The following is a 19,395-nucleotide window of genomic DNA, read 5'->3' as shown; positions in this document are numbered from 1 at the left end:
CATGGACCTATGCGCGACTGAGTTCGAGTGTAATGAAGCCCAGTCGGCGTGTCAGCCTTCCAAAGTGACTAAATCAGCCGGACTCATTGGCAGGTTCGTAGGCTTGCATGCCTTCCCGGGCCACATTGCGGGGCGAACTCCGCATCTACGACATTACTCCGGAAGCGGGTGGCGGCCCTCCTGGCCGAGGTGCCGCTGGAGCCGCGCGGCCAGCGCCGCGACCTCCCGCTCGCCCCGCCCGTCGCCGGTGCGGCGCAGCACCGCGGCCGCCGAGCGGTACTCGCGCAGCGCCTCCTCGAAGCGCCGCAGCCCGGTGTGCGCCTCCGCCAGGCGCACCAGCAGCCGGGCCTCGGCCGGCTGGTCGCCCAGCGCCTGCCGCAGCACCAGGGCCCGCCCGTACGCGTCGGCGGCGCGCAGCGGGTCGCCGAGCGCCCGGTGCCCGTGGCCCACGCCCTCCAGCGCGCGGGCGCAACCCGCCTCGTCGCCCGCCCCGCGGGCCAGCTCGACGGCCCGGCGGTAGCGCTCCCCCGCCTGCTCCCAGCGCCCGGCGGCGGCCTGCAGGTCGCCCAGGTTCAGCAGCGCGGCGGCGGCCCGGCGCGGGTTGCCCTGCCGCTCGGCGACCTTCAGCACCGACTCGTGCAGGGCGTGCAGGTCGGCGGGGGCGGCCTCGCCGGTCAGCGGCAGGGCCCGCAGCAGGGCGGTGACCAGGCGGCCCGCGGAGCCGTCCAGGTCGCCCTGGCCGACCGCGTCGGCGACGGCCGTGAGCAGCAGTTCGCGCTCCCCCAGCAGCCAGCCCTCGGCGTGCGCGGCGGTGCGCAGCCGCAGCGGGCCGGGCAGCGGGTCCGGGTGGGGGCCGGCCGCCGGGTCCAGCAGCATCCGCGCCGAGTCCACCAGCCGCACCAGCCGTTCCAGCAGCCGGGCCCGGGCCAGCTCCACCTCGGACGGGCGGTCGGCCTCCCCGCGCAGCTCCACCAGCCGCCCGTACAGCCGGCCCGGCACCCGGTAGCGGGCGGTGCCGTCCGCCGCGTCCGGCTCGCGCTCCAGCAGTTCCAACTGCTCCAGCTCGGCCAGCGCCGCCCCCGCCTCCGGCGCCGGGCAGCCCACCAGCGCGGACGCCGTGCGCAGGTCGACCCGCTGGCCGGGCGCCAGCGTGCACAGCCGCAGCAACCGGGCCCGGGCCGCGGGCAGCCGCCGGTACGCCAGCTCGAACGCCCCGCGCAGCGGGTCGCCCTCCACCACCGGCACCGTCTCCCGCTCCGGGTCCGCGGGCCGCTGCGGCCCCTCCACCGCCACCGGGGCGGGCCCCGGGACGGTGCGCAGCCGGGCGGCGGCGTCGGTGACCGCCAGCCGGGGCTCGGTGCGCAGCCAGCCCGCCGCCAGGCGCAGCGCGGCCGGGCGGTTGGCGCACGCCTCGGCCAGGTCGGCGGCGCCCACCGGGTCGCAGGAGATCCTGGTCCCGCCGACCAGCTCGCCCAGCAGGTCCACCGCGGCCCGGTGGTCCAGCCCGCCGAGGATCACCGGGTCGATGCCGTCGATGCCCATCAGCGGCCCGGAGGTGGTGGCCAGCAGCAGCGACTCGGTCTTCTCGGCCAGCAGCGGCCACACCTGCCCGGCGTCCCGGACGTCGTCCAGCAGCACCAGTGCCCGGCGCTGCCCGAGCGCCTCGCGCAGCGCCTCGCAGGCCGGGTCCTCCTCGGCCGCGCCGGGCAGCAGCGCCGCGCCGGGCCGCTCGCCCAGCTGGTCCAGCAGCATCCGGGCGGCCCGCCCGGCCCCCACCCGGCTGCCGTCCGGCGCGGACAGCCGCGCGTACAGCAACCCGTCCGGGTGGTCGCCGGCCACCGACCTGGCCCACCGCACCGCGAGCGCGCTGCGCCCCGAACCGGGCCGCCCCGCCAGCACCAGCAGCCGCCCGCGCCCCTGCGCGGGCCGCCCCGCGGCGAGCGTCAGCGCCGCCAGCTCCGCCCCCCGCCCGGCGAACGGCCGGGCCCCCGCGGGCAACGCGTCGAAGATCCCGGCCGCCTCGGCCACCGCCGCCGTCTTCCTCGCCACCCGCGCCACTCCCGACCCGTCGCCCAGCGAACCCGACCCGCGCACCGGGCCCTGTCCGCGAAGCGTAGTTCGATCACCCCGCCCCGCCGAGACGCCCCGGTATGACCAACGGCCGAATCACCTCGCTGGAGCAAAGCGAAGACGGAACCGGGGGCACGGGGCGACCTGCGCGACAGAGCGGAACCGGGGGCGCGGGGAACTGCGCGGCCCACCACGCACCCGCAGCCGGGCCGCGACGCAGGACGACGGGTTGCACCGTCCCGCGATCTCGCCGACGTTCCCACGGCCGGTCGTGCAGTTCCCCGCGCCCCCGTCTGTTGGGGCTCAGTACGGCCGGGCCGGCCACTCCGCGTCGGCGGGCCGCAGCGCGTCGAGGCCCTCGCCCGCCAGGGCCGCGCCGAGCGCCAGGACGCCGGTGACCAGGGTCGGGTTGTGGAGTTCGCCCGCCAGGATCAGCCGGACGAGTTCCTCCCGCGGCACCCAGGCCGCCTCCAGCTCCAGTTCCTCGCCGTGCGCCTCGTAGCGCTCGCCGTCCGCGTCCGACAGGTCGGTCGCGAGGAAGAGCCGGACCGCCTCGTCGCTGCCGCCGGGCGAGGTGAAGAAGTCGACCAGGACGCGCCAGTGCCCGGCCTTGGTGTGGGCCTCCTCGAAGAGTTCCCGCTGCGCCGCGTGCAGCGGGTTCTCGCCGGGGACGTCGAGCAGCCCCGCCGGGAGTTCCCAGAGCCGGTGCCGGACGGGGTGCCGGTACTGGCGCAGGGTCAGCACCCGCCCGTCTCCGTCGAGCGCGAGCACCGCGACCGACCCGGGGTGCAGCTGGTAGTCGCGCTGCGCCCACGTCCCGTCGGGCATCCGGACCTGCTCGCTGCGCACGCCGGTCACCTTGCCCCGGAAGGGCGTGCTCCCGTCCCGGACGTCCCACTCCTCGGCCACGTCGTGAATCCCGGCCACCGGGCACCACCCCTTCTCGTCAGATAGACGCAATCTACCGGACGCCGCCCCGCGACACGCCGGAGCGCCCGCCGGGAAGATCCCGGCGGGCGCTCCGCGCCCCGGGGGCGCTCAGCCGATCTTGCGGTCGATCGCCGCCGCGACCAGCCCCGCGAACAGCGGGTGCGGGCGGGTCGGGCGGGACTTCAGCTCGGGGTGGGCCTGAGTGGCGACCAGGTAGGGGTGCACCTCGCGCGGGTACTCGACGTACTCGACCAGGTCGCCCTTCGGGGAGAGGCCGGAGAACTGCAGGCCGGTCTTCTCCAGGTCGGCGCGGTAGGCGTTGTTGACCTCGTAGCGGTGGCGGTGGCGCTCCTCGACGTACTGCTCGCCGCCGTACACCTCGCGCACGATCGAGCCCTCGGCGAGCTTCGCCGGGTACAGGCCCAGGCGCATGGTGCCGCCCAGGTCGCCCTTGCCGTCGACGATGGCCAGCTGCTCGGCCATGGTCGAGATCACCGGGTACTTCGCGGCGGCGTCGAACTCGGTGGAGTTGGCCTCCGGCAGGCCGGCCAGGTTGCGGGCGGCCTCGATGACCACGCACTGGAGGCCCAGGCACAGGCCCAGCAGCGGCACCTTGTGCTCGCGGGCGTAGGTGATCGCGGCGACCTTGCCGTCCACGCCGCGGTCGCCGAAGCCGCCGGGGATGCAGACCGCGTCCACGTCGCCGAGCTGTTCCTGCGCGCCCTCGGGGGTCTCGCAGTCGTCCGAGGCGACCCACTTGATCTGCACCCGGGCGTTGTTGGCGAAGCCGCCGGCCCGCAGCGCCTCGGTGACCGACAGGTAGGCGTCCGGCAGGTCGATGTACTTGCCGACCAGCGCGACCTTGACCTCGTGCTGCGGCTCGTGGACGCGGCGCAGCAGGTCGTCCCAGACCGTCCAGTCCACGTCGCGGAAGGCCAGGTCCAGGCGGCGCACCACGTACGCGTCCAGGCCCTCGCCGTGCAGCACCTTGGGGATGTCGTAGATCGACTTGGCGTCGATCGCGGCGACCACGGCCTCCTCGTCGACGTCGCACATCAGCGAGATCTTGCGCTTGATGGCCTGCGGCACCTCGCGGTCGGCGCGCAGCACGATCGCGTCGGGCTGGATGCCGATGTTGCGCAGCGCGGCCACCGAGTGCTGGGTGGGCTTGGTCTTCAGCTCGCCGGACGGGCCGATGTACGGCAGCAGCGAGACGTGCACGAAGAAGACGTTGTCCCGGCCGACCTCGTGGCGGACCTGGCGGACGGCCTCGAGGAACGGCAGCGACTCGATGTCGCCGACGGTGCCGCCGACCTCGGTGATCACCACGTCGACGTCCTCGGTCGCCATCCGGCGAATCCGGGACTTGATCTCGTTGGTGATGTGCGGGATGACCTGGACGGTGTCGCCGAGGTACTCGCCGCGCCGCTCCTTGGCGATCACGGTGGAGTAGACCTGGCCGGTGGTGACGTTCGCCGAGCCGTGCAGGTTGGTGTCGAGGAAGCGCTCGTAGTGGCCGATGTCGAGGTCGGTCTCGGCGCCGTCGTCGGTGACGAAGACCTCACCGTGCTGGAACGGGTTCATGGTGCCCGGGTCCACGTTGAGGTACGGGTCGAGCTTCTGCATCGTCACCCGCAGGCCGCGGGCCTTGAGCAGGGCGCCGAGGCTGGAGGCGGTGAGGCCCTTGCCGAGCGAAGAGGCGACACCCCCGGTGACGAAGAGGTGCTTGGTCGTCACGGCGCGGCCGTTGGCCGACTTGCCGGAATGGGGCTGTGCCAAGAGGGGGCTCCCGTGGGTCGCGTGTCGGAGGGTGACGCCGGTGGAGGGGCTCCCGGCCCTCGTTCCCACCAGTTCCACGGGATACCAGCGTATCAGTGCCCCGGCGAGTGGTCGTCCGCGTCCGGGTGCGGCGGCCCGGCGCGGATCGGCCGGACGGCGCATCGGCGCAGCTCGGACGGGGTCGCCCGGCATGGGCCCCGGCGCGCGCGGGCAGGCGGTGGGGGCGCGTGGGGGCGGCCGAACCACCCGAATCCACGTATTCTGCTCAAACGTCGACATCCTCGCCCGACCCTGTGCGCACCGTCCGCCGCGGGGCCCGCACGGAACGGAGAACCATGGCCGGTCGCATCGAGGACTACGCGCTGATCGGGGACATGCAGACCGCGGCGCTGGTCAGCCGGGACGGCGCGGTCGACTGGCTGTGCCTGCCCCGGTTCGACTCCCCCGCGGTGTTCGCCGGGCTGCTGGGCACCGACGAGCACGGCTTCTGGCGGATCGGCCCGGCCACCCCGGTCGAGCCGCCGCCCGCCGCGCCCGAGCCCCGTTCGGCCCTGCTGGACACCGGCGAGCTGCGCGTCCCGCCGGTCACCGCCGCCGCCCCCGCGGTGCCGTGCGACCGGCGCCGCTACCGGGGCGACTCGCTGATCCTGGAGCAGGAGTGGGACACCGAGGGCGGCACTGTCCGGGTGATCGACTTCATGCCGCCCCGCCACCTGCTCGGCACGCCCGACGTGCCGCAGATGATCCGGATCGTCGAGGGCCTGGCCGGCACCGTCCGGATGCGCTCGGCGGTGCGGATGCGCTTCAGCTACGGCCGGATCGTGCCCTGGGTGCACCGGGTCGAGCACCCGGAGGTCGGGCAGCGCACCGTCGCCGTCGCCGGGCCCGACTCGGTGTGGCTGGACGGCCACGCCGAGACCTACGGGCGCGACCTGACCACGTACGCGGACTTCACCGTCACCGCGGGCGAGCGGATCGCCTTCGGCCTGACCTGGAAGGCCTCGCACGAGCCGGCCCCCGCCCCGCCGGACGCCGAGGGCGCGCTGGCCTCCACCGAGCGGTTCTGGCGCGACTGGGTCGACCAGTGCACCTACCAGGGCCCCTACCGGGAGGCCGTGGTCCGCTCGCTGATCACCCTCAAGGCGCTCACCTACGCCCCCACCGGCGGCATCGTCGCCGCCCCCACCACCTCGCTGCCCGAGGACCTCGGCGGCGAGCGCAACTGGGACTACCGCTACACCTGGCTGCGCGACGCCGCGATCACCCTCTCCTCGCTGCTGCGCACCGGCTACCGCGAGGAGGCCCGGGCCTGGCGCGAGTGGCTGCTGCGCGCGGTGGCCGGCGACCCGGAGAACCTGCAGATCATGTACGGCATCGCCGGGGAGCGCGAACTCACCGAGTCCGAACTCGACTGGCTGCCCGGCTACGAGGACTCCCGCCCGGTCCGGGTCGGCAACGGCGCCGCCGGGCAGCTCCAGCTCGACGTGTACGGCGAGGTGGTCGAGGCCCTGCACCTGGCCACCATGTCCGGCCTGTCCCGGCACGACCACGCCCACCAGCTGCAACTGCGCCTGATCGAGTACCTGGAGGACCACTGGCGCAACCCGGACGAGGGCATCTGGGAGGTCCGCGGCCCGCGCCGGCACTTCGTGCACTCCAAGGTGATGGCCTGGGTCGCCGTCGACCGCACCCTCAAGCTGCTGGCCCAGGCCGACGAGCAGCCGCCCGGCCTGACCGAGCGCTGGACGGCCCTGCGCGCCGAGATCCACGCCGACGTGTGCGCCCGCGGCTACGACCCGCAGCGCAACACCTTCACCCAGTACTACGGCGGCAGGGAGCTGGACGCCTCGCTGCTGCTGATCCCGCAGGTCGGCTTCCTGCCGCCGGACGACAAGCGGGTCATCGGCACCATCGAGGCGATCCAGCGCGAACTGTCCACCGAGGACGGCTTCGTGCTGCGCTACCCGACCCACGACGACGACGGCAACAACGTGGACGGGCTGTCCGGGCACGAGGGCGCGTTCCTGGCCTGCTCGTTCTGGCTGGCCGACGACCTGGCGATGATCGGCCGGGTCGGCGAGGCCCGCGAGCTGTTCGAACGGCTGCTGGCCCTGCGCAACGACCTGGGCCTGCTCGCCGAGGAGTGGGACCCGCGGGCCCGCCGCCAGGTCGGCAACTTCCCGCAGGCGTTCAGCCACGTCCCGCTGATCGACACCGCCCTGCGGCTGACCGCGGCGGGCGGGCTCAACCTGTCCGACGGCTGACCGCCCGCCGGGCGGGCCGGTGACGGGCGGCCGGGCCGTCGACGGGGGGTCAGGGGCGGCGCTGCGCCAGCTCGTCGTAGATGGACAGCACCTGGGCGACGGTGGCCGCCTCGTCCGGCCAGGTGGCGGCCTGGGCCCGGCCGGCGGCGGAGAGCGCGGCGCGGCGGCCGGGGTCGGCGAGCAGGTCGCGGACGGCGGCGCCCAGCGCCCGGGGGTCGGCGAACGGGACCAGGACGGCGGCGTCGCCGACCAGTTCGGGGACGCCGCCGACGGCGGTGGCCACCACCGGGACGCCGGCCCGCATGGCCTCCTGGGCGACCAGCGAGCGGGCCTCCCAACGGGAGGAGAGCACCACCAGGTCGGCGGCGGCCAGCAGGTCGGGGATGTCGGTGCGGTAGCCGAGCAGTTCGACGGGCAGCTGCTCGGCGGCGATCCGCTCGCGCAGGTCCTGCCGCTCGGGGCCGTCCCCGGCCAGCAGGACGCGCGGGGCGGGGGCGCCGGGCGCGGCGAAGTGCCCGGCGGCGTCGAGCAGCAGCCCGAAGCACTTCTGCGGGACGAGCCGGCCGATCGCCAGCACCACGGGGCGGCCGTCGTCGCCGCCGGGCAGCGCCTTGCGGGCGTCGTCCCGGTCCAGGGTGCCGGGCGGCATCGGCGGGGCGGCGACCGGGCCCAGCCGGGCGTCGGTGGCGCCGAGTTCGCGGGCCCGGGCGACCAGGTCGGAGGAGGCGCCGAGGACCAGGTCGGCGGCCCGCACCACCCGGCGCTCCATCAGGCGCTGGAGGCGGCGGTCGAGTCCGGTGGTGAGCAGCGCGTGGTGCGAGGTGACCACCAGCGGGGTCTCCGGGCGGATGCCGGGGAAGCGGCCGGCGGTGCGCAGCGCCAGGTCGGACAGCAGGCCGGCCCGCAGGCCGTGGGCGTGCACGATGTCGGCGCCGGTGAAGGCGCGGCGCAGTTCGCCGATCGCGGTGGCGTCGCTGCGGGCCCCGGAGGTCGGGGTGATGTCGACGGTGTGCGGCCGGGCGCCGGCCGCCGAGAACCCGAACAGCCGGTCGGTGCCCTCGGGCGCGCAGACCGTGACGGTGACGCCGTGGGCGACCAGGCCCTGGGTGAGGGAGCGCACGTGGGCGCCGATGCCGCCGGTCGCGGCGGCGAGGACGAGCACCACGTGCAGCTGGGGGGCCGCGGCGGCCCGCGCGGCGGAATGGTCCACGTCTGTCTCGCTCCGACTCGTTGTCAGCTGGTGTCCGCTCGCCACCATGCCAGGTCGGTCCGCCTCTTGGACAGTCGGCACCGCCGCTGGCGCGTCGCCCGCGGCGGTGCCGGCCGGCCCCGGGTCAGCGGGCGCGGGCCGTGCGGGCCGCCTCCAGCAGCTCCTCGGCGTGCGCCCGGCCGAGTTCGGAGTCCTCCAATCCGGCCAGCATCCGGGAGAGTTCGCGCACCCGCTCCTCGTCGTTGAGCGTCTTGACGCCGCTGCGGGTGACGACGCCGTCGTTGGTCTTCTCCACCACCAGGTGCCGGTCGGCGAACGCGGCGACCTGCGGGAGGTGGGTGACCACCACGACCTGCGCGCTGCGGGCGAGTTTGGCCAGCCGGCGGCCGATCTCGACCGCGGCCTTGCCGCCGACGCCCGCGTCGACCTCGTCGAACAGGTAGGTGGGGACGGGGTCGGCGCCCGCGAAGACCACCTCGACGGCCAGCATGACGCGCGACAGCTCGCCGCCGGAGGCGCCCTTGGCGATCGGGCGGGGCTGGGCGCCGGGGTGCGGGGCGAGCAGCACCTCGACCTCGTCGACGCCGTGCGGGCCGTAGGAGACGCTGCGGCCCTCTAGCTCGATCCCGGCCAGGTCGTCCAGCTGGCTGATCGCGAAGGTCACCCGGGCGTGCGGCATGGCGAGTTCGGCGAGCTCGTCGGAGACCGCGGCGGCGAACTTGTCGGCGGCGGCGTGCCGGGCCCGCGAGACCTCGGCCGCCAGGTCGGCCAGCCGGGTGCGCAACTCGGTCTCCCGCGCGCCGAGTTCGTCGATCCGCTCGTCGTCGCCGTCGAGTTCGAGCAGCCGCACCGAGCCGGTCTCGGCCCAGGCGATCACCTCGGCCAGGGTGCCCTCGGTACCCGCGTACTTGCGCACCAGGTGGGTCAGCACGGCCCGGCGGTCCTCGACGGCGGCCAGCCGGACCGGGTCGGCGTCCAGGTCGTCGGCGTACCCGGCGAGGTCGCCGGCCACGTCGGCGAGCAGGTAGCCGCACTCGCCGAGCCGCTCGGCCAGCGCGGCCAGCCGCTCGTCGTGGTGGCGCACCGCGTCGACGGCGCGGCGGGCCTGGGCCAGCAGGGTGCCCGCGTCGACGGCCTCCGGGTCGGCCGGGTCGCCCGCGAGGGCGGCGTGCGCGAGCGTGGCGGCGGAGGAGAGCGCGTCGGCGTGGCCCAGCCGCTCGGCCTCCACGGCCAGCTCGGCGTCCTCTCCGGCGACCGGTTCGGCGGCGGCGATCTCCTCCAGTCCGAAGCGCAGCAGGTCGGCCTCCTGGGCGCGCTCCCGGGCCCGGGTGGTCAGCTCCTCCAGGGTCGCGGAGACCTGGCGCAGCTCCCGGTACACCTCGCGGTAGCGGGCCAGCGGCTCGGCGACGGCCTCGCCCGCGTACCGGTCCAGCGCGCCGCGCTGCCGGGAGGGGCGCAGCAGCCGCTGCTGGTCGGTCTGGCCGTGCACCGCGATCAGGTCCTCGCCGAGCTCGGCGAGCAGCCCGACGGGCACCGAGCGGCCGCCGACGTGCGCCCGGGAGCGGCCCTCGGCGGAGACGGTGCGGCTGACCAGCAGCTCGCCGTCGTCCAGCTCGGCCCCCGCCTCCAGGGCGCGGGCCACCACCGGCGAGTCCGGGTCGAGCGTCAACCGCCCCTCCACCACCGCCCGTTCGGAGCCGTTGCGCACCAACGCCGGATCGGCCCGGCCGCCGAGCAGCAGACCGAGGCTGGTCACCACCATGGTCTTGCCCGCGCCGGTCTCGCCCGTGACGGCGGTGAAGCCGGGGGCGAGTTCGACCACGGCGTCGTCGATGACACCCAGATCCCGTATCCGCATCTCGTCCAACACGGAGACGACCTTACGAGGTTCCACCGTCGCTTTGCGACGACCGCCCCCGGTTCACCCCTGAGTGGCGGCACCGGCGGGCGCCGTCCGGCCCTGCTCGGGGACGGTCAGCCGGGGCAGGAAGAACTGCACCAGCGGGCCGATCGCCAGGGCGTAGGCGAGGGTCCCGAGGCCGAAGGTGCCGCCGAGGAGGACGCCGGCGGTCAGCACGGTCAGCTCGATGCCGGTGCGGATCAGCCGGACGGAGCGGCCGGTGCGCCGGTGCAGGCCGGTCATCAGGCCGTCGCGGGGGCCGGGGCCGAGCCGGGCGCCGATGTACAGGCCGGAGGCGAGGCCGTTGAGGACGATGCCGGCGGCCAGCAGCGGGACGCGCACGGCGAGGGCGTGCGGGTGCGGGACGAGGGACAGGGTGGCGTCCATGGCCACGCCGAGGACGGCGACGTTGCCGAGGGTGCCGACGCCGGGCTTCTGCCGCAGCGGTATCCACAGCAGCAGCACCAGCGCGCCCACCACCGTCACCCAGGTGCCCACGCTCAGCCCGACGTGCCGGGCCAGGCCCTGGTGGAAGACGTCCCACGGGTTGCCGCCGAGCGCGGAGCGCAGCACCAGGCCCATCGAGACGCCGTACAGCACCAGGCCGACGGCGAGCTGGGCGAGTCGGCGGGGCAGCCGGCGGGACGGGCCGCGGGTCGGTGCGGTGCCGGGCGGGTCGGTGGGCGGCGACGCGTCGGTGCGGGACGGGGGCAGGGTCAGGGAGACCGCCATCGGTGGACCTCTTCTCGGTGCGGTGCTTGCCGTTCTCCGGCGCTGCACGCCACTATGGCAGTCCAAAACCCGACCCGACAGGGCCAATCCGAACCGAGTGGACTGATCGACGATGGCCGAGTGGCACAGCACGCTCACCCCGCACGCCCTCGCCCGCCAACTGCCCGCCCCGGACGGCCGCCGCCCCGCCTACCGGGCGCTGGCCGCGCAGGTCTCCCGACTGGTCGCCGACGGCCGCCTCCCGGTCGGCACCCGGCTGCCCGCCGAACGCGAGCTCGCCGCCGAGCTGCACCTGTCCCGCACCACCGTGGCCGCCGCGTACGAGGCGCTGCGCGCCGACGGCTACCTGCGCTCGCGGCGCGGCGCCGGCTCCTGGACGGCCCTGCCGGCGGGCACCGCGCCGCCCGCCGACGCGCTGCACCCCGTCTCCCCCGACCAGGGCGGCGTCCTCGACCTGGGCCTGGCCGCGCCCACCGCCCCGCCGCAGCTCGCCGAGGCCGCCGCGCACGCCGTCGCCCACCTGCCCGCGTACACCGCCGGGCACGGCAACTACCCGACCGGGCTGCCGGTGCTGCGCGAGGCCGTCGCCCGCCGCTACACCGAGCGCGGCCTGCCCACCGGCTCCGAGCAGGTGCTGGTCACCACCGGCGCGATGAGCGCCCTGCACCTGGCCCACCAGGCGCTGCTGTCGCGCGGCGACCGGGTCGCCGTCGAGGCCCCCAGCTACGCCAACACGCTGCGCGCCCTGGAGCGGGCCGGCGCCCGCCTGGTGCCCGTCCCGCTGACCGGCGACGGGGCCGGGCCCGCCGACTGGGACCTCGCGCAGTGGCAGCGGGTGCTGCGCGGCGCCGCGCCCCGGCTGGCCTCCGTCATCCCCGACTTCCAGAACCCCACCGGCGCGCTGGTCGACGAGGAGCGGCGCCGCGCCCTGCTGGCCCACGCCCGGGCCGCCGGCACCGCCGTGATCGCCGACGAGACCTGCGCCGAACTCGGCTGGGGCGTCGCCGACTCCGACCTGCCCCGCCCGCTGGCCGCGCTCGACCGGGACGCCCAGGTGATCACCGTCGGCTCGGCCGGCAAGATCCTCTGGCCCGGCCTGCGGATCGGCTGGCTGCGCGCCCAGCCCTCCCTGGTCCGCAAACTGGCTGCCGACCGGGCGCTGTACGACCTGGGCACGCCCGTGCTGGAGCAACTGGTCGCGGCCCGGCTGCTGACCGAGCACCTGTCGGCGATCCGGGCCGAGCGGCACGCGCAGCTGCGGGCCACCGCCGAGGCGTTCGCCCGCGAGCTGCCCCGGCACTTCCCCGCCTGGCGCTTCGCCCTGCCGCCCGGCGGCCTCGCGCTGTGGGCCGCCACCCCCGGGCTGCCGGCCACCGCGCTGGCCCGGGCCGGCGAGCGGACCGGCGTCCGGATCGCCTCCGGGGCCCGGTTCGGCGTCGACGGCGCGTTCGAGGAGCACCTGCGGCTGCCGCTCACCCTGCCCGCCGCGCACGTCCCCGACGCGCTGCGGCGGATCGCCGAGGCCGCCGCGCTGGCCCGCACCGAGCGCCTCTCCGGCGCCGACCCGGCCCCCGCCGCGCTCTGACCCGCCCTCCCCCGACGTCCCGTCAACCCGCCGATCCGGCCGGTCAGTTGTCCGACCGGCCGCGCCAACCCGTCACCGGGAGAGCGAACTTGGCGACCAGCCGGTCGGTGAACGGGGCCCGGTGCAGCCGGGCCAGCCGCACCGGGACCTTGCCCCGGCGGACCTCCACCCGCGCCCCGGCCGGGAGTTCGACCGAACGGCGGCCGTCGCACCACAGCACCCCGTTCGGGGTCCGCGGCTGCACCTCCACCGCCAGCACCGAGTCCGGCGAGGTCACCAGCGGCCGGGCGAACAGCGCGTGCGCGCTGATCGGCACCATCAGCAGCGCCTCCACCTCCGGCCACACCACCGGCCCGCCGCCGGAGAACGCGTACGCCGTGGAGCCGGTCGGCGTGGACAGCACCACCCCGTCGCAGCCGAAGTTCGACACCGGGCGGCCGTCCACCTCGGTGACCACCTCCAGCATCCGCTCCCGGGACGCCTTCTCCACCGACGCCTCGTTCAGCGCCCAGTCCTCGTGCAGCACGCTCCCGTCGGTGCGCACCAGCACGTCGATGGTCATCCGCTCCTCGACCTCGTAGTCGGCGGCCACCACCCGCTCCACCACGGTCGCCAGGTCGTCGCGCTCGGCCTCGGCGAGGAACCCCACCCGGCCCAGGTTGATGCCCAGCATCGGCAGCCCCGACTCCCGGGCCAGCTCCGCCCCGCGCAGCAGCGTGCCGTCCCCGCCCGCGACCAGGATCAGCTCGCAGCCGTCCGCCGCGCCGTGCCCGCCGGGCACCAGCTCCACCCCGTCCGGCAGGTCCAGGTCCGGCGCCTCGGACTCCAGCAGCCGAATCCGCATCCCCGCCCGCAGCAGGCCGTCCACCACGCCCTCCACGCTGCGCAGGGCCGCCTCCCGGCCGGTGTGCGCGATCAGGAAGACCGTACGACGATCGCTCATTCCCCGCTGCCCTCTCCCTACGCCCGCCGGGCCGTTGCGGCCCGACCACGACCTGCCAGTCTGCGCAACGCCCGGACGCCTGCCAAGTACCCTACTGGGGCCCCTCGGCCACGGCCCGGTCCGCCGCCGCCGGATCCAGCGGCTCCGCGTCCCGGCGCAGCCACAGGAAGTACTCGACGTTCCCCGACGGCCCCGGCAGCGGCGACGCCGCCACCGCCCGCACCCCCAGCCCCGACTCCCACGCCTGCCCGGCCACCCGCCGGATCGTCTCGGCCCGCAGCTCCGGCGAACGCACCACGCCGCCCGACCCCAGCCGCTCCTTGCCGATCTCGAACTGCGGCTTCACCATCAGCACCAGGTCCGCGTCCGGCGCCGCGCAGCGGGCCAGCGCCGGCAGCACCAGGCCCAGCGAGATGAACGACAGGTCGCCCACCACCAGGTCCACCGGTTCCCCGCCGATCAGCTCCGGCGTCAGCTCCCGCACGTTGGTGCGGTCCATCACCGTCACCCGCCCGTCGCTCTGCAACGACCAGGCCAGCTGCCCGTAGCCGACGTCCACCGCCAGCACGTGCGCCGCGCCCGCGCGCAGCAGCACGTCCGTGAACCCGCCCGTGGACGCGCCCGCGTCCAGCGCCCGCCGGCCCGCCACCACCAGGCCCTGCGGCACGAACGCCGCGAACGCGCCCGCCAGCTTGTGCCCGCCGCGCGAGACGTAGTCCGGGTCCGCGTCGTCCTTCGCGACCACCACCGCCGCCGCGGTCTCCACCTGCGTCGCCGGCTTCGTCGCCACCGCGCCGCCCACCGACACCCGGCCCGCCGCGATCAACTCGCTCGCGTGCTCCCGCGAACGGGCCAGCTTGCGGCGCACCAGCTCCGCGTCCAGACGGCGTCGTGCCACTGCCACTGCTACGTCAGCTCCCACATCGGACGGTCCTCACCCGCGGTCCAGCGCCGCGAGGGTCGCGGCGAGCCGCGCATGGACATCTTCGTACACCTCGACGCACCGCTCCGCCCCCGCCCCGTCCAGCTCCCCCAGCAGGGCCAGCGCCACGTCCACCTCGGACTCCCCCGTCCGGTCCCCCTCACTCACCACCGGCCCCCTCGTCCCCTGCTCCGGCTCCGGTCCCGGCCCGCCGCCCGGGGGCGGGGGCGTCCGCTTCGCGGTGGCCTTCTTCGCCGCACGCGGGTTCGCAGCGGTCCCGTTCGCGGGGTCCTCTTCGCGGCGGCCTTCTTCGCGACGGCCTTCTTCGCCGCGCCCTCGTTGACCGCGGTCCCGCTCGCGGCGGCCTTCTTCGCCGCGCCGCGCTTCGCCGGGGCCTTCTTCGCGGGCAGCGCCGCGCTCGGGGACGCCCCCTGCGCCGACGCGCCGCCGGCCGCCGGGACGGACGGGACCGTCCGCTTGACCGCCGCCTTCCCCGCCGCGGCCTTCTCCGCCAGCTCCGCGGGTGTCCCGACCACCGAATCCACCGAATCCGCCGAAGCCGTCGGGGCCGTCCGGGTCACCGGGGTCGCCTTGCGCGGCACCGAGCGCTGCGCCGACGCCTGCTTCGCGGCCGCCCCCTTGCGGGCCGCCGCCTTCCGCGCCGGAGCCCGTCGCGGTCCCGCCGGTGCGCCGTCCGCCGTCCCGGCACCCTCCCCGGGGGCCCGGCGCGCCGCGGCCTTCTTGACACCCGACGCCGACCCCGCCGCCTGCTTGCGGGCCGCCGCCTTGCGCGCCGCCGCCTTCCGGTCCCCGGCCGCCGCGTCCTCCGCCGGGGTCTCCGGCTCCGCGTCCCAACCCGCGTCGAACAGGCCCTGGGCCCGCGCGGCCGGGCGCACCACCGGGGCCACCGGCTCCTCGGGCTCGGGCTCCTCGTCCGGCGGCTCCTCCGCCGCGACCGGCTCCTCCTCGACCTCCCGGAGCTTCGACTCCAGGAAGCTCAGCACCACGCCGACCTTCACCACCTGGTCGCCGACCTTCTCGAACACCCGTTCCGCCTCGCCTCGGGCCACCCCGGCCACCAGGTCGACCCCGGCCCGTCCGGCCGTCACCGCCTCCTCGGCGAGCACCCGCAACTGCTCGACCCCGGGGGGCAGTTCACCCCTGGGCCTGAGCAGTTCCCCGGCCGTGTCCAGCACCCGGCGGCCCGCCCCCTCGGCCAGCTCCGCCGCCACCACCAGCACGCCCCGCACACCCCGCACCGCGTCCTGCAGCATCCGTCCGCCTCCTCGCCGCCGCCACCGACTACCGCCACCGACGCTACCCTCTCCGGGCCGCCGCCGTACGGCTCTGCGCTAGCGTGGAACGCCGGACGACCACCGACGGGAGCAAGCCGCAGACATGGCCACCACCGAGGAGTGCCGCACCGCGCTGGAGCAGCTCAGCCACAACCTCGCCGCCGCCGGCGGCGACATCCGCAAGGCCGCCGCCCTCGACCGCTCCCTCAGCTGCCACCTCACCGACCTCGACCTGACCTTCACCGGCCGCCTCGCCGACGGGCGGCTCACCGGCATCACCGAGGCCCCCGGCCCGCCCGCCACCAAGGCCGACATCAAGCTCACCACCACCGGGGACGACCTGGTCGCCCTGGTCGCCGGCACGCTCCCCTTCCCCACCGCCTGGGCCACCGGCCGCCTCAAGCTGGACGCGAGCCTCCGCGACCTGCTGCGCCTGCGCACCCTGCTCTGACCCCCGCCCCGCCGACCGACCGGCACCGGCCACCCGTCCCCCGAACGGATGGCCGCACCACGAACCGGCCCGGCCACGGACCCGTCAGTCCGCCGCGGGCAGCCCCGCCAGGGCCTTCGCCGACTCCGGCGCCGCGCCGTCGTGCCCGTCCGCCCACGTCCAGGCCGCCGCGCACAGCGCCCGCACCGCGTCGATCCGGCCGCCCGTGCCGTCCAGCGCCAGCACGCCGCCGTCCGCGCCCGCCGTCCAGCCGCCGCAGCCGAACCGGCCGCCGTCCAGCGCCGACACCTCCGGCTGCGCCTCCAGCAGGCCGCGCAGGTCCTCGGCCAGGTAGGTCGGGCGGTGCTCCGGCGGCGCGGCCAGCACCTGCTCGGGCGTGGCGATGCCGGTGAACACCAGCAGCGAGTCCACCCCGCCGTTGAACGCGCCCTCGATGTCGGTGTCCAGCCGGTCACCGACCACCAGCGGACGCTTCGCCCCCGTCCGCAGCACCGTCTCCCGGTGCATCGGCGGCAGCGGCTTGCCCGCCACCTCCGGCTCCACGCCGGTCGCCGCCTGCACCGCCGCCACCAGCGTCCCGTTGCCCGGCGCGATGCCCCGGGCCGTCGGGATCGACAGGTCGGTGTTCGAGGCCACCCACGGCAGGCCCCGGCCCACCGCGTACGAGGCCTCCGCCAGGTCCTTCCAGCCGACCGACGGGTCGTAGCCCTGCACCACCGCCGCCGGGTCGTCCTCCAGCGAGCGCACCGGCACCAGCCCACGCTCCTCCAGCGCCTCCAGCAGTCCCGCCCCGCCGACCACCAGCACCCGCGACCCCGCCGGCACCTTCTCCGACACCAGCCGGGCCGCCGCCTGCGCCGAGTTGATCACGTCCGCGGGCTCGGCCGGCACGCCCAGCTCCGTCAGGTGCTCCGCCACCGCCCGCGGCGGCCGCGACGCGTTGTTGGTGACGTACGCCAGCCGCATCCCGGCCGCCCGCGCCCGCTCCAGCGACTCCACGGCGTGGACGACCGCGTGCGGCCCGGCGTACACCACCCCGTCCAGGTCCAGCAGCGCCGTGTCGTACGCCTCCGTCAGCGCCTCCGCACTGGACCCCGGCACGCTCCGCACCGCCGCGGCGTTCTCCGTCATCGCTGCTCCACCCTCGTCACCTCGAACCGAACGGACACCCGCCAGCCTAGGCCGCGCCCGCCACCGCGCCCCGGTCAGCCCTCACCCGGACCGTCCGGGCCGTCCAGCCTCCCCGGGCCGCCCGAACCCTCCGGGCCCTCCGGGCCCTCCAGCGGCGCCAGGTACCCGGGCGCCCCCGGCAGCAGCGGCCCGTACGCCCCCGCCCGGGCCGCCAGCGTCGCCCTGGTCTGCCGCAGCGCCGCCTGGTAGTGCCGGTTGTCCGGCTGCATCGCCACCGCCAGCGCCAGGTGCTCCGCCGAGACCTCGAAGTCGCCCAGCCGGGCCGCCGACACCCCCCACCCGAACTGCGCGTAGTCGTCCGACGGATCGGCCTCCGCCACCGCCCGGAAACTCTCCAGCGCCCGCGCGTACTGCCCCGCGTCGAACTGCGCCCGCGCCAGCGCCTCCCGGATCGACCGCGACCCCGGCTCCACCTCCGCCGCCCGCGCCAGCAGCTGCACCGCCGCCGCCGGGTGCCGCTCCTCCAACAGCCGCACCCCGCGCCGGAACCAGTCGTACACCCCGCCGCCGGGCACCCCGTTCCCGCCCGCCCCCGGAACCGCCGCCCCGCCGTCGCCCTCGTGCTCCCGGTGACCCATCCGCACCTACCCCGCTTCCCGTCCGCCCGTCCACGTCCCGGATGACCTGGACGTCCACCCGCATCGCGATCTCCCAACAAGGACTACCCGACTAACATGCCCAGAATGAGCGCCCCTCGTGCCGAAACCGGCAACGAGCCCTCGGGCGGCCCCGGAGACCCCGGGCACGTCGCCACCGCAGGGCTGTCCCTGTCCCCGTTCCGCGGCCTGCGCTACGACCCGCACCGGGTCGGCGACCTGGCCGCGGTCACCTCACCGCCGTACGACGTGGTCGACCCCGGACGGCGCCTGGACCTGGAGACCGCGGACCCGCACAACATCGTCCGCCTGATCCTGCCCCGCCCCGAACCCGAGGACGCCGGCGACCGCCCCGACCGCGACACCCGCTACCGGCACGCCGCCCGCCTGCTCAACGACTGGCGCCACCAGGGCGTCCTGACCGCCGACCCCAGCCCCGCCCTGTACGTCTACGAGCAGCGCACCCCCTCCGGCGCCCTCCAGCGCGGCCTGATCGGCGCCCTCGCCGTCAGCGGCCCCGAAGCCGGCGTCGTCCTGCCGCACGAGGACGTCATGCCCAAGCCCGTCGCCGACCGGGTCGGCCTGATGCGCACCACCCGCGCCAACCTCGAACCGCTGCTGCTCACCTACCGCGGCCACGGCCGCGCCGCCGACGTCATCGAACGCGCCGCCGCCACCGAACCGCTGCTCGCCACCACCACCAGCGACGGCACCCACCACCGCCTGTGGGCCGTCACCGACCCCGCCGAACTCGCCGCCGTCACCCGCGACCTGGCCGGCTGCCGCGCCCTGATCGCCGACGGCCACCACCGCTGGGAGATGTACCTGCGGCTCCAGCGCGAACACCGCCACCTGCCGCGCAGCCCCTGGGACCGCGGCCTGGTCCTGCTCGTCGACACCGACCGCTACCCGCTGCGGGTCCGCGCCATCCACCGCGTCCTGCACCGCCTCCCGCCGGACGCCGCGCTCGCCGCCCTCGACCCGGCCGCCTGGCGCACCACCGAACTGCCCGGCGCCCTCCCCGACGCCCTCACCGCCCTCGCCGAGGCCCACCGCTCCCCCGGCAACTCCTTCGTCCTCACCGCCGGCGACGGCCGCTTCCACCTCCTCACCGGCCCCGACGAAGCCACCCTCGCCGCCACCGTCCGCACCGACCGCCCCGAGGAGTGGCGCCGCCTGGACGCCACCGTCCTGCACGCCGTCCTGCTCGACCGCACCTGGCACGTCCCCGACAGCCCCGAGCACATCGGCTACCTGCACTCCGCCGAGGCCGCCGTCCGCGAGGCCGCCCGCACCGGCGGCACCGCCGTCCTGCTCCACCCCGTCGAGGAACGCGTCGTGCGCCGCCTCGCCGAACAGGGCGTCACCATGCCCCGCAAGTCCACCTCCTTCGGCCCCAAACCGGCCACCGGACTGGTCCTGCGCTCCCTCGAACTCGGCTGACCCACCGCCGACCCCGCCGACCCGGTGCCGACCCGGCGCCGACCCGCCCGCGCGGAACGTGGAGAGGCCCCCGCTCCTACCCGG

At 76.3% G+C, this 19,395-nt stretch carries 16 protein-coding genes; 4 read left to right on the top strand and 12 right to left on the bottom strand.

Translation table 11 applies throughout. The features are described from left to right. Positions 1 to 153: 153 nt before the first annotated feature. From QMQ26_RS26465 to QMQ26_RS26455, 3 genes are all read right to left on the bottom strand, one after another. Positions 154 to 2,049 (bottom strand): tetratricopeptide repeat protein, encoded by a 1,896-nt coding sequence (locus QMQ26_RS26465; RefSeq protein WP_159073332.1) that lies wholly within the window; start codon positions 2,047 to 2,049, stop codon positions 154 to 156. A 324-nt stretch (positions 2,050 to 2,373) separates the two neighbouring features. Further along, the gene (locus QMQ26_RS26460; RefSeq protein WP_282202911.1) at positions 2,374 to 2,997 is read right to left on the bottom strand and encodes an NUDIX domain-containing protein; all 624 of its coding nucleotides are present in this window, start codon (positions 2,995 to 2,997) and stop codon (positions 2,374 to 2,376) included. A gap of 111 nt (positions 2,998 to 3,108) precedes the next feature. Further along, positions 3,109 to 4,779: a CTP synthase gene (locus tag QMQ26_RS26455; protein ID WP_282202910.1), complete on the bottom strand. Its 1,671-nt coding sequence runs from the start codon at positions 4,777 to 4,779 to the stop codon at positions 3,109 to 3,111. Positions 4,780 to 5,114: 335 nt separating this feature from the next. Here QMQ26_RS26455 and QMQ26_RS26450 point away from each other — a divergent pair, with 335 nt between their 5' ends. Continuing rightward, positions 5,115 to 7,043, top strand: a complete 1,929-nt coding sequence (locus QMQ26_RS26450; protein ID WP_282202909.1) for a glycoside hydrolase family 15 protein — start codon at positions 5,115 to 5,117, stop codon at positions 7,041 to 7,043. 49 nt (positions 7,044 to 7,092) lie between these two features. On the opposite strand, the gene QMQ26_RS26445 is transcribed toward QMQ26_RS26450, so the two are convergent. The 3 genes from QMQ26_RS26445 to yczE all read right to left on the bottom strand — a co-directional run bounded on the left by QMQ26_RS26445 (position 7,093) and on the right by yczE (position 10,885). Beyond that, the gene (locus QMQ26_RS26445) at positions 7,093 to 8,253 is read right to left on the bottom strand and encodes a glycosyltransferase family 4 protein (RefSeq protein WP_282202908.1); all 1,161 of its coding nucleotides are present in this window, start codon (positions 8,251 to 8,253) and stop codon (positions 7,093 to 7,095) included. A 124-nt stretch (positions 8,254 to 8,377) separates the two neighbouring features. Further along, positions 8,378 to 10,111 carry a DNA repair protein RecN gene (gene recN, locus QMQ26_RS26440; RefSeq protein WP_282206617.1) on the bottom strand — a complete coding sequence of 578 codons (1,734 nt, stop codon included), beginning with the start codon at positions 10,109 to 10,111 and terminating at the stop codon, positions 8,378 to 8,380. Positions 10,112 to 10,174: 63 nt separating this feature from the next. After that, a complete protein-coding gene (gene yczE / locus QMQ26_RS26435) occupies positions 10,175 to 10,885 on the bottom strand; it encodes a membrane protein YczE (protein WP_282202907.1) in 711 nt (236 codons plus the stop codon). Positions 10,886 to 10,997: 112 nt separating this feature from the next. Between yczE and yczR the strand changes: the two genes are divergently transcribed. Then, complete coding sequence (gene yczR / locus QMQ26_RS26430; RefSeq protein WP_282202906.1) at positions 10,998 to 12,470, top strand: MocR-like transcription factor YczR; 1,473 nt, start codon at positions 10,998 to 11,000, stop codon at positions 12,468 to 12,470. A gap of 43 nt (positions 12,471 to 12,513) precedes the next feature. On the opposite strand, the gene QMQ26_RS26425 is transcribed toward yczR, so the two are convergent. The 4 genes from QMQ26_RS26425 to QMQ26_RS26410 all read right to left on the bottom strand — a co-directional run bounded on the left by QMQ26_RS26425 (position 12,514) and on the right by QMQ26_RS26410 (position 15,609). Continuing rightward, positions 12,514 to 13,413, bottom strand: a complete 900-nt coding sequence (locus QMQ26_RS26425; RefSeq protein ID WP_100840112.1) for an NAD kinase — start codon at positions 13,411 to 13,413, stop codon at positions 12,514 to 12,516. A 91-nt stretch (positions 13,414 to 13,504) separates the two neighbouring features. Next, positions 13,505 to 14,311 (bottom strand): TlyA family RNA methyltransferase, encoded by an 807-nt coding sequence (locus QMQ26_RS26420; protein WP_100840113.1) that lies wholly within the window; start codon positions 14,309 to 14,311, stop codon positions 13,505 to 13,507. Between the two features lie 36 nt (positions 14,312 to 14,347). Next, the gene (locus tag QMQ26_RS26415) at positions 14,348 to 14,503 is read right to left on the bottom strand and encodes a hypothetical protein (RefSeq protein WP_158585553.1); all 156 of its coding nucleotides are present in this window, start codon (positions 14,501 to 14,503) and stop codon (positions 14,348 to 14,350) included. After that, complete coding sequence (locus tag QMQ26_RS26410; protein WP_282202905.1) at positions 14,500 to 15,609, bottom strand: hypothetical protein; 1,110 nt, start codon at positions 15,607 to 15,609, stop codon at positions 14,500 to 14,502. The genes QMQ26_RS26415 and QMQ26_RS26410 overlap by 4 nt, the downstream gene beginning before the upstream one ends. A gap of 124 nt (positions 15,610 to 15,733) precedes the next feature. Between QMQ26_RS26410 and QMQ26_RS26405 the strand changes: the two genes are divergently transcribed. Further along, positions 15,734 to 16,081 carry an alkyl sulfatase C-terminal domain-containing protein gene (locus tag QMQ26_RS26405; RefSeq protein ID WP_282202904.1) on the top strand — a complete coding sequence of 116 codons (348 nt, stop codon included), beginning with the start codon at positions 15,734 to 15,736 and terminating at the stop codon, positions 16,079 to 16,081. 84 nt (positions 16,082 to 16,165) lie between these two features. Here QMQ26_RS26405 and QMQ26_RS26400 read toward each other — a convergent pair whose 3' ends face one another. Both QMQ26_RS26400 and QMQ26_RS26395 read right to left on the bottom strand, forming a co-directional pair. Further along, positions 16,166 to 17,212, bottom strand: coding sequence for an HAD-IIA family hydrolase (locus tag QMQ26_RS26400; protein WP_282202903.1), 1,047 nt, complete (start codon positions 17,210 to 17,212; stop codon positions 16,166 to 16,168). A gap of 74 nt (positions 17,213 to 17,286) precedes the next feature. Further along, positions 17,287 to 17,850, bottom strand: coding sequence for a tetratricopeptide repeat protein (locus QMQ26_RS26395; RefSeq protein ID WP_282202902.1), 564 nt, complete (start codon positions 17,848 to 17,850; stop codon positions 17,287 to 17,289). A 105-nt stretch (positions 17,851 to 17,955) separates the two neighbouring features. Between QMQ26_RS26395 and QMQ26_RS26390 the strand changes: the two genes are divergently transcribed. Next, complete coding sequence (locus QMQ26_RS26390) at positions 17,956 to 19,311, top strand: DUF1015 domain-containing protein (protein WP_282202901.1); 1,356 nt, start codon at positions 17,956 to 17,958, stop codon at positions 19,309 to 19,311. The last annotated feature ends 84 nt before the right edge of the window (positions 19,312 to 19,395 follow it).

This window comes from Kitasatospora fiedleri (assembly GCF_948472415.1).
Taxonomy (GTDB): Bacteria; Actinomycetota; Actinomycetes; order Streptomycetales; family Streptomycetaceae; genus Kitasatospora; species Kitasatospora fiedleri.
The sequence above is the reverse complement of the archived record's forward strand: the minus strand, read 5'-3'. Positions and strand labels throughout refer to the sequence as shown.

Coding starts and splice junctions, on each gene's coding strand:
- QMQ26_RS26390 (WP_282202901.1), top strand. CDS start 17,956: ATGAGCGCCCCTCGTGCCGAAACCGGCAACGAGCCCTCGGGCGGCCCC.
- QMQ26_RS26425 (WP_100840112.1), bottom strand. CDS start 13,413: ATGAGCGATCGTCGTACGGTCTTCCTGATCGCGCACACCGGCCGGGAG.
- QMQ26_RS26405 (WP_282202904.1), top strand. CDS start 15,734: ATGGCCACCACCGAGGAGTGCCGCACCGCGCTGGAGCAGCTCAGCCAC.
- QMQ26_RS26395 (WP_282202902.1), bottom strand. CDS start 17,850: ATGGGTCACCGGGAGCACGAGGGCGACGGCGGGGCGGCGGTTCCGGGG.
- QMQ26_RS26410 (WP_282202905.1), bottom strand. CDS start 15,609: ATGCTGCAGGACGCGGTGCGGGGTGTGCGGGGCGTGCTGGTGGTGGCG.
- QMQ26_RS26450 (WP_282202909.1), top strand. CDS start 5,115: ATGGCCGGTCGCATCGAGGACTACGCGCTGATCGGGGACATGCAGACC.
- yczE (WP_282202907.1), bottom strand. CDS start 10,885: ATGGCGGTCTCCCTGACCCTGCCCCCGTCCCGCACCGACGCGTCGCCG.
- recN (WP_282206617.1), bottom strand. CDS start 10,111: ATGCGGATACGGGATCTGGGTGTCATCGACGACGCCGTGGTCGAACTC.
- QMQ26_RS26400 (WP_282202903.1), bottom strand. CDS start 17,212: ATGACGGAGAACGCCGCGGCGGTGCGGAGCGTGCCGGGGTCCAGTGCG.
- yczR (WP_282202906.1), top strand. CDS start 10,998: ATGGCCGAGTGGCACAGCACGCTCACCCCGCACGCCCTCGCCCGCCAA.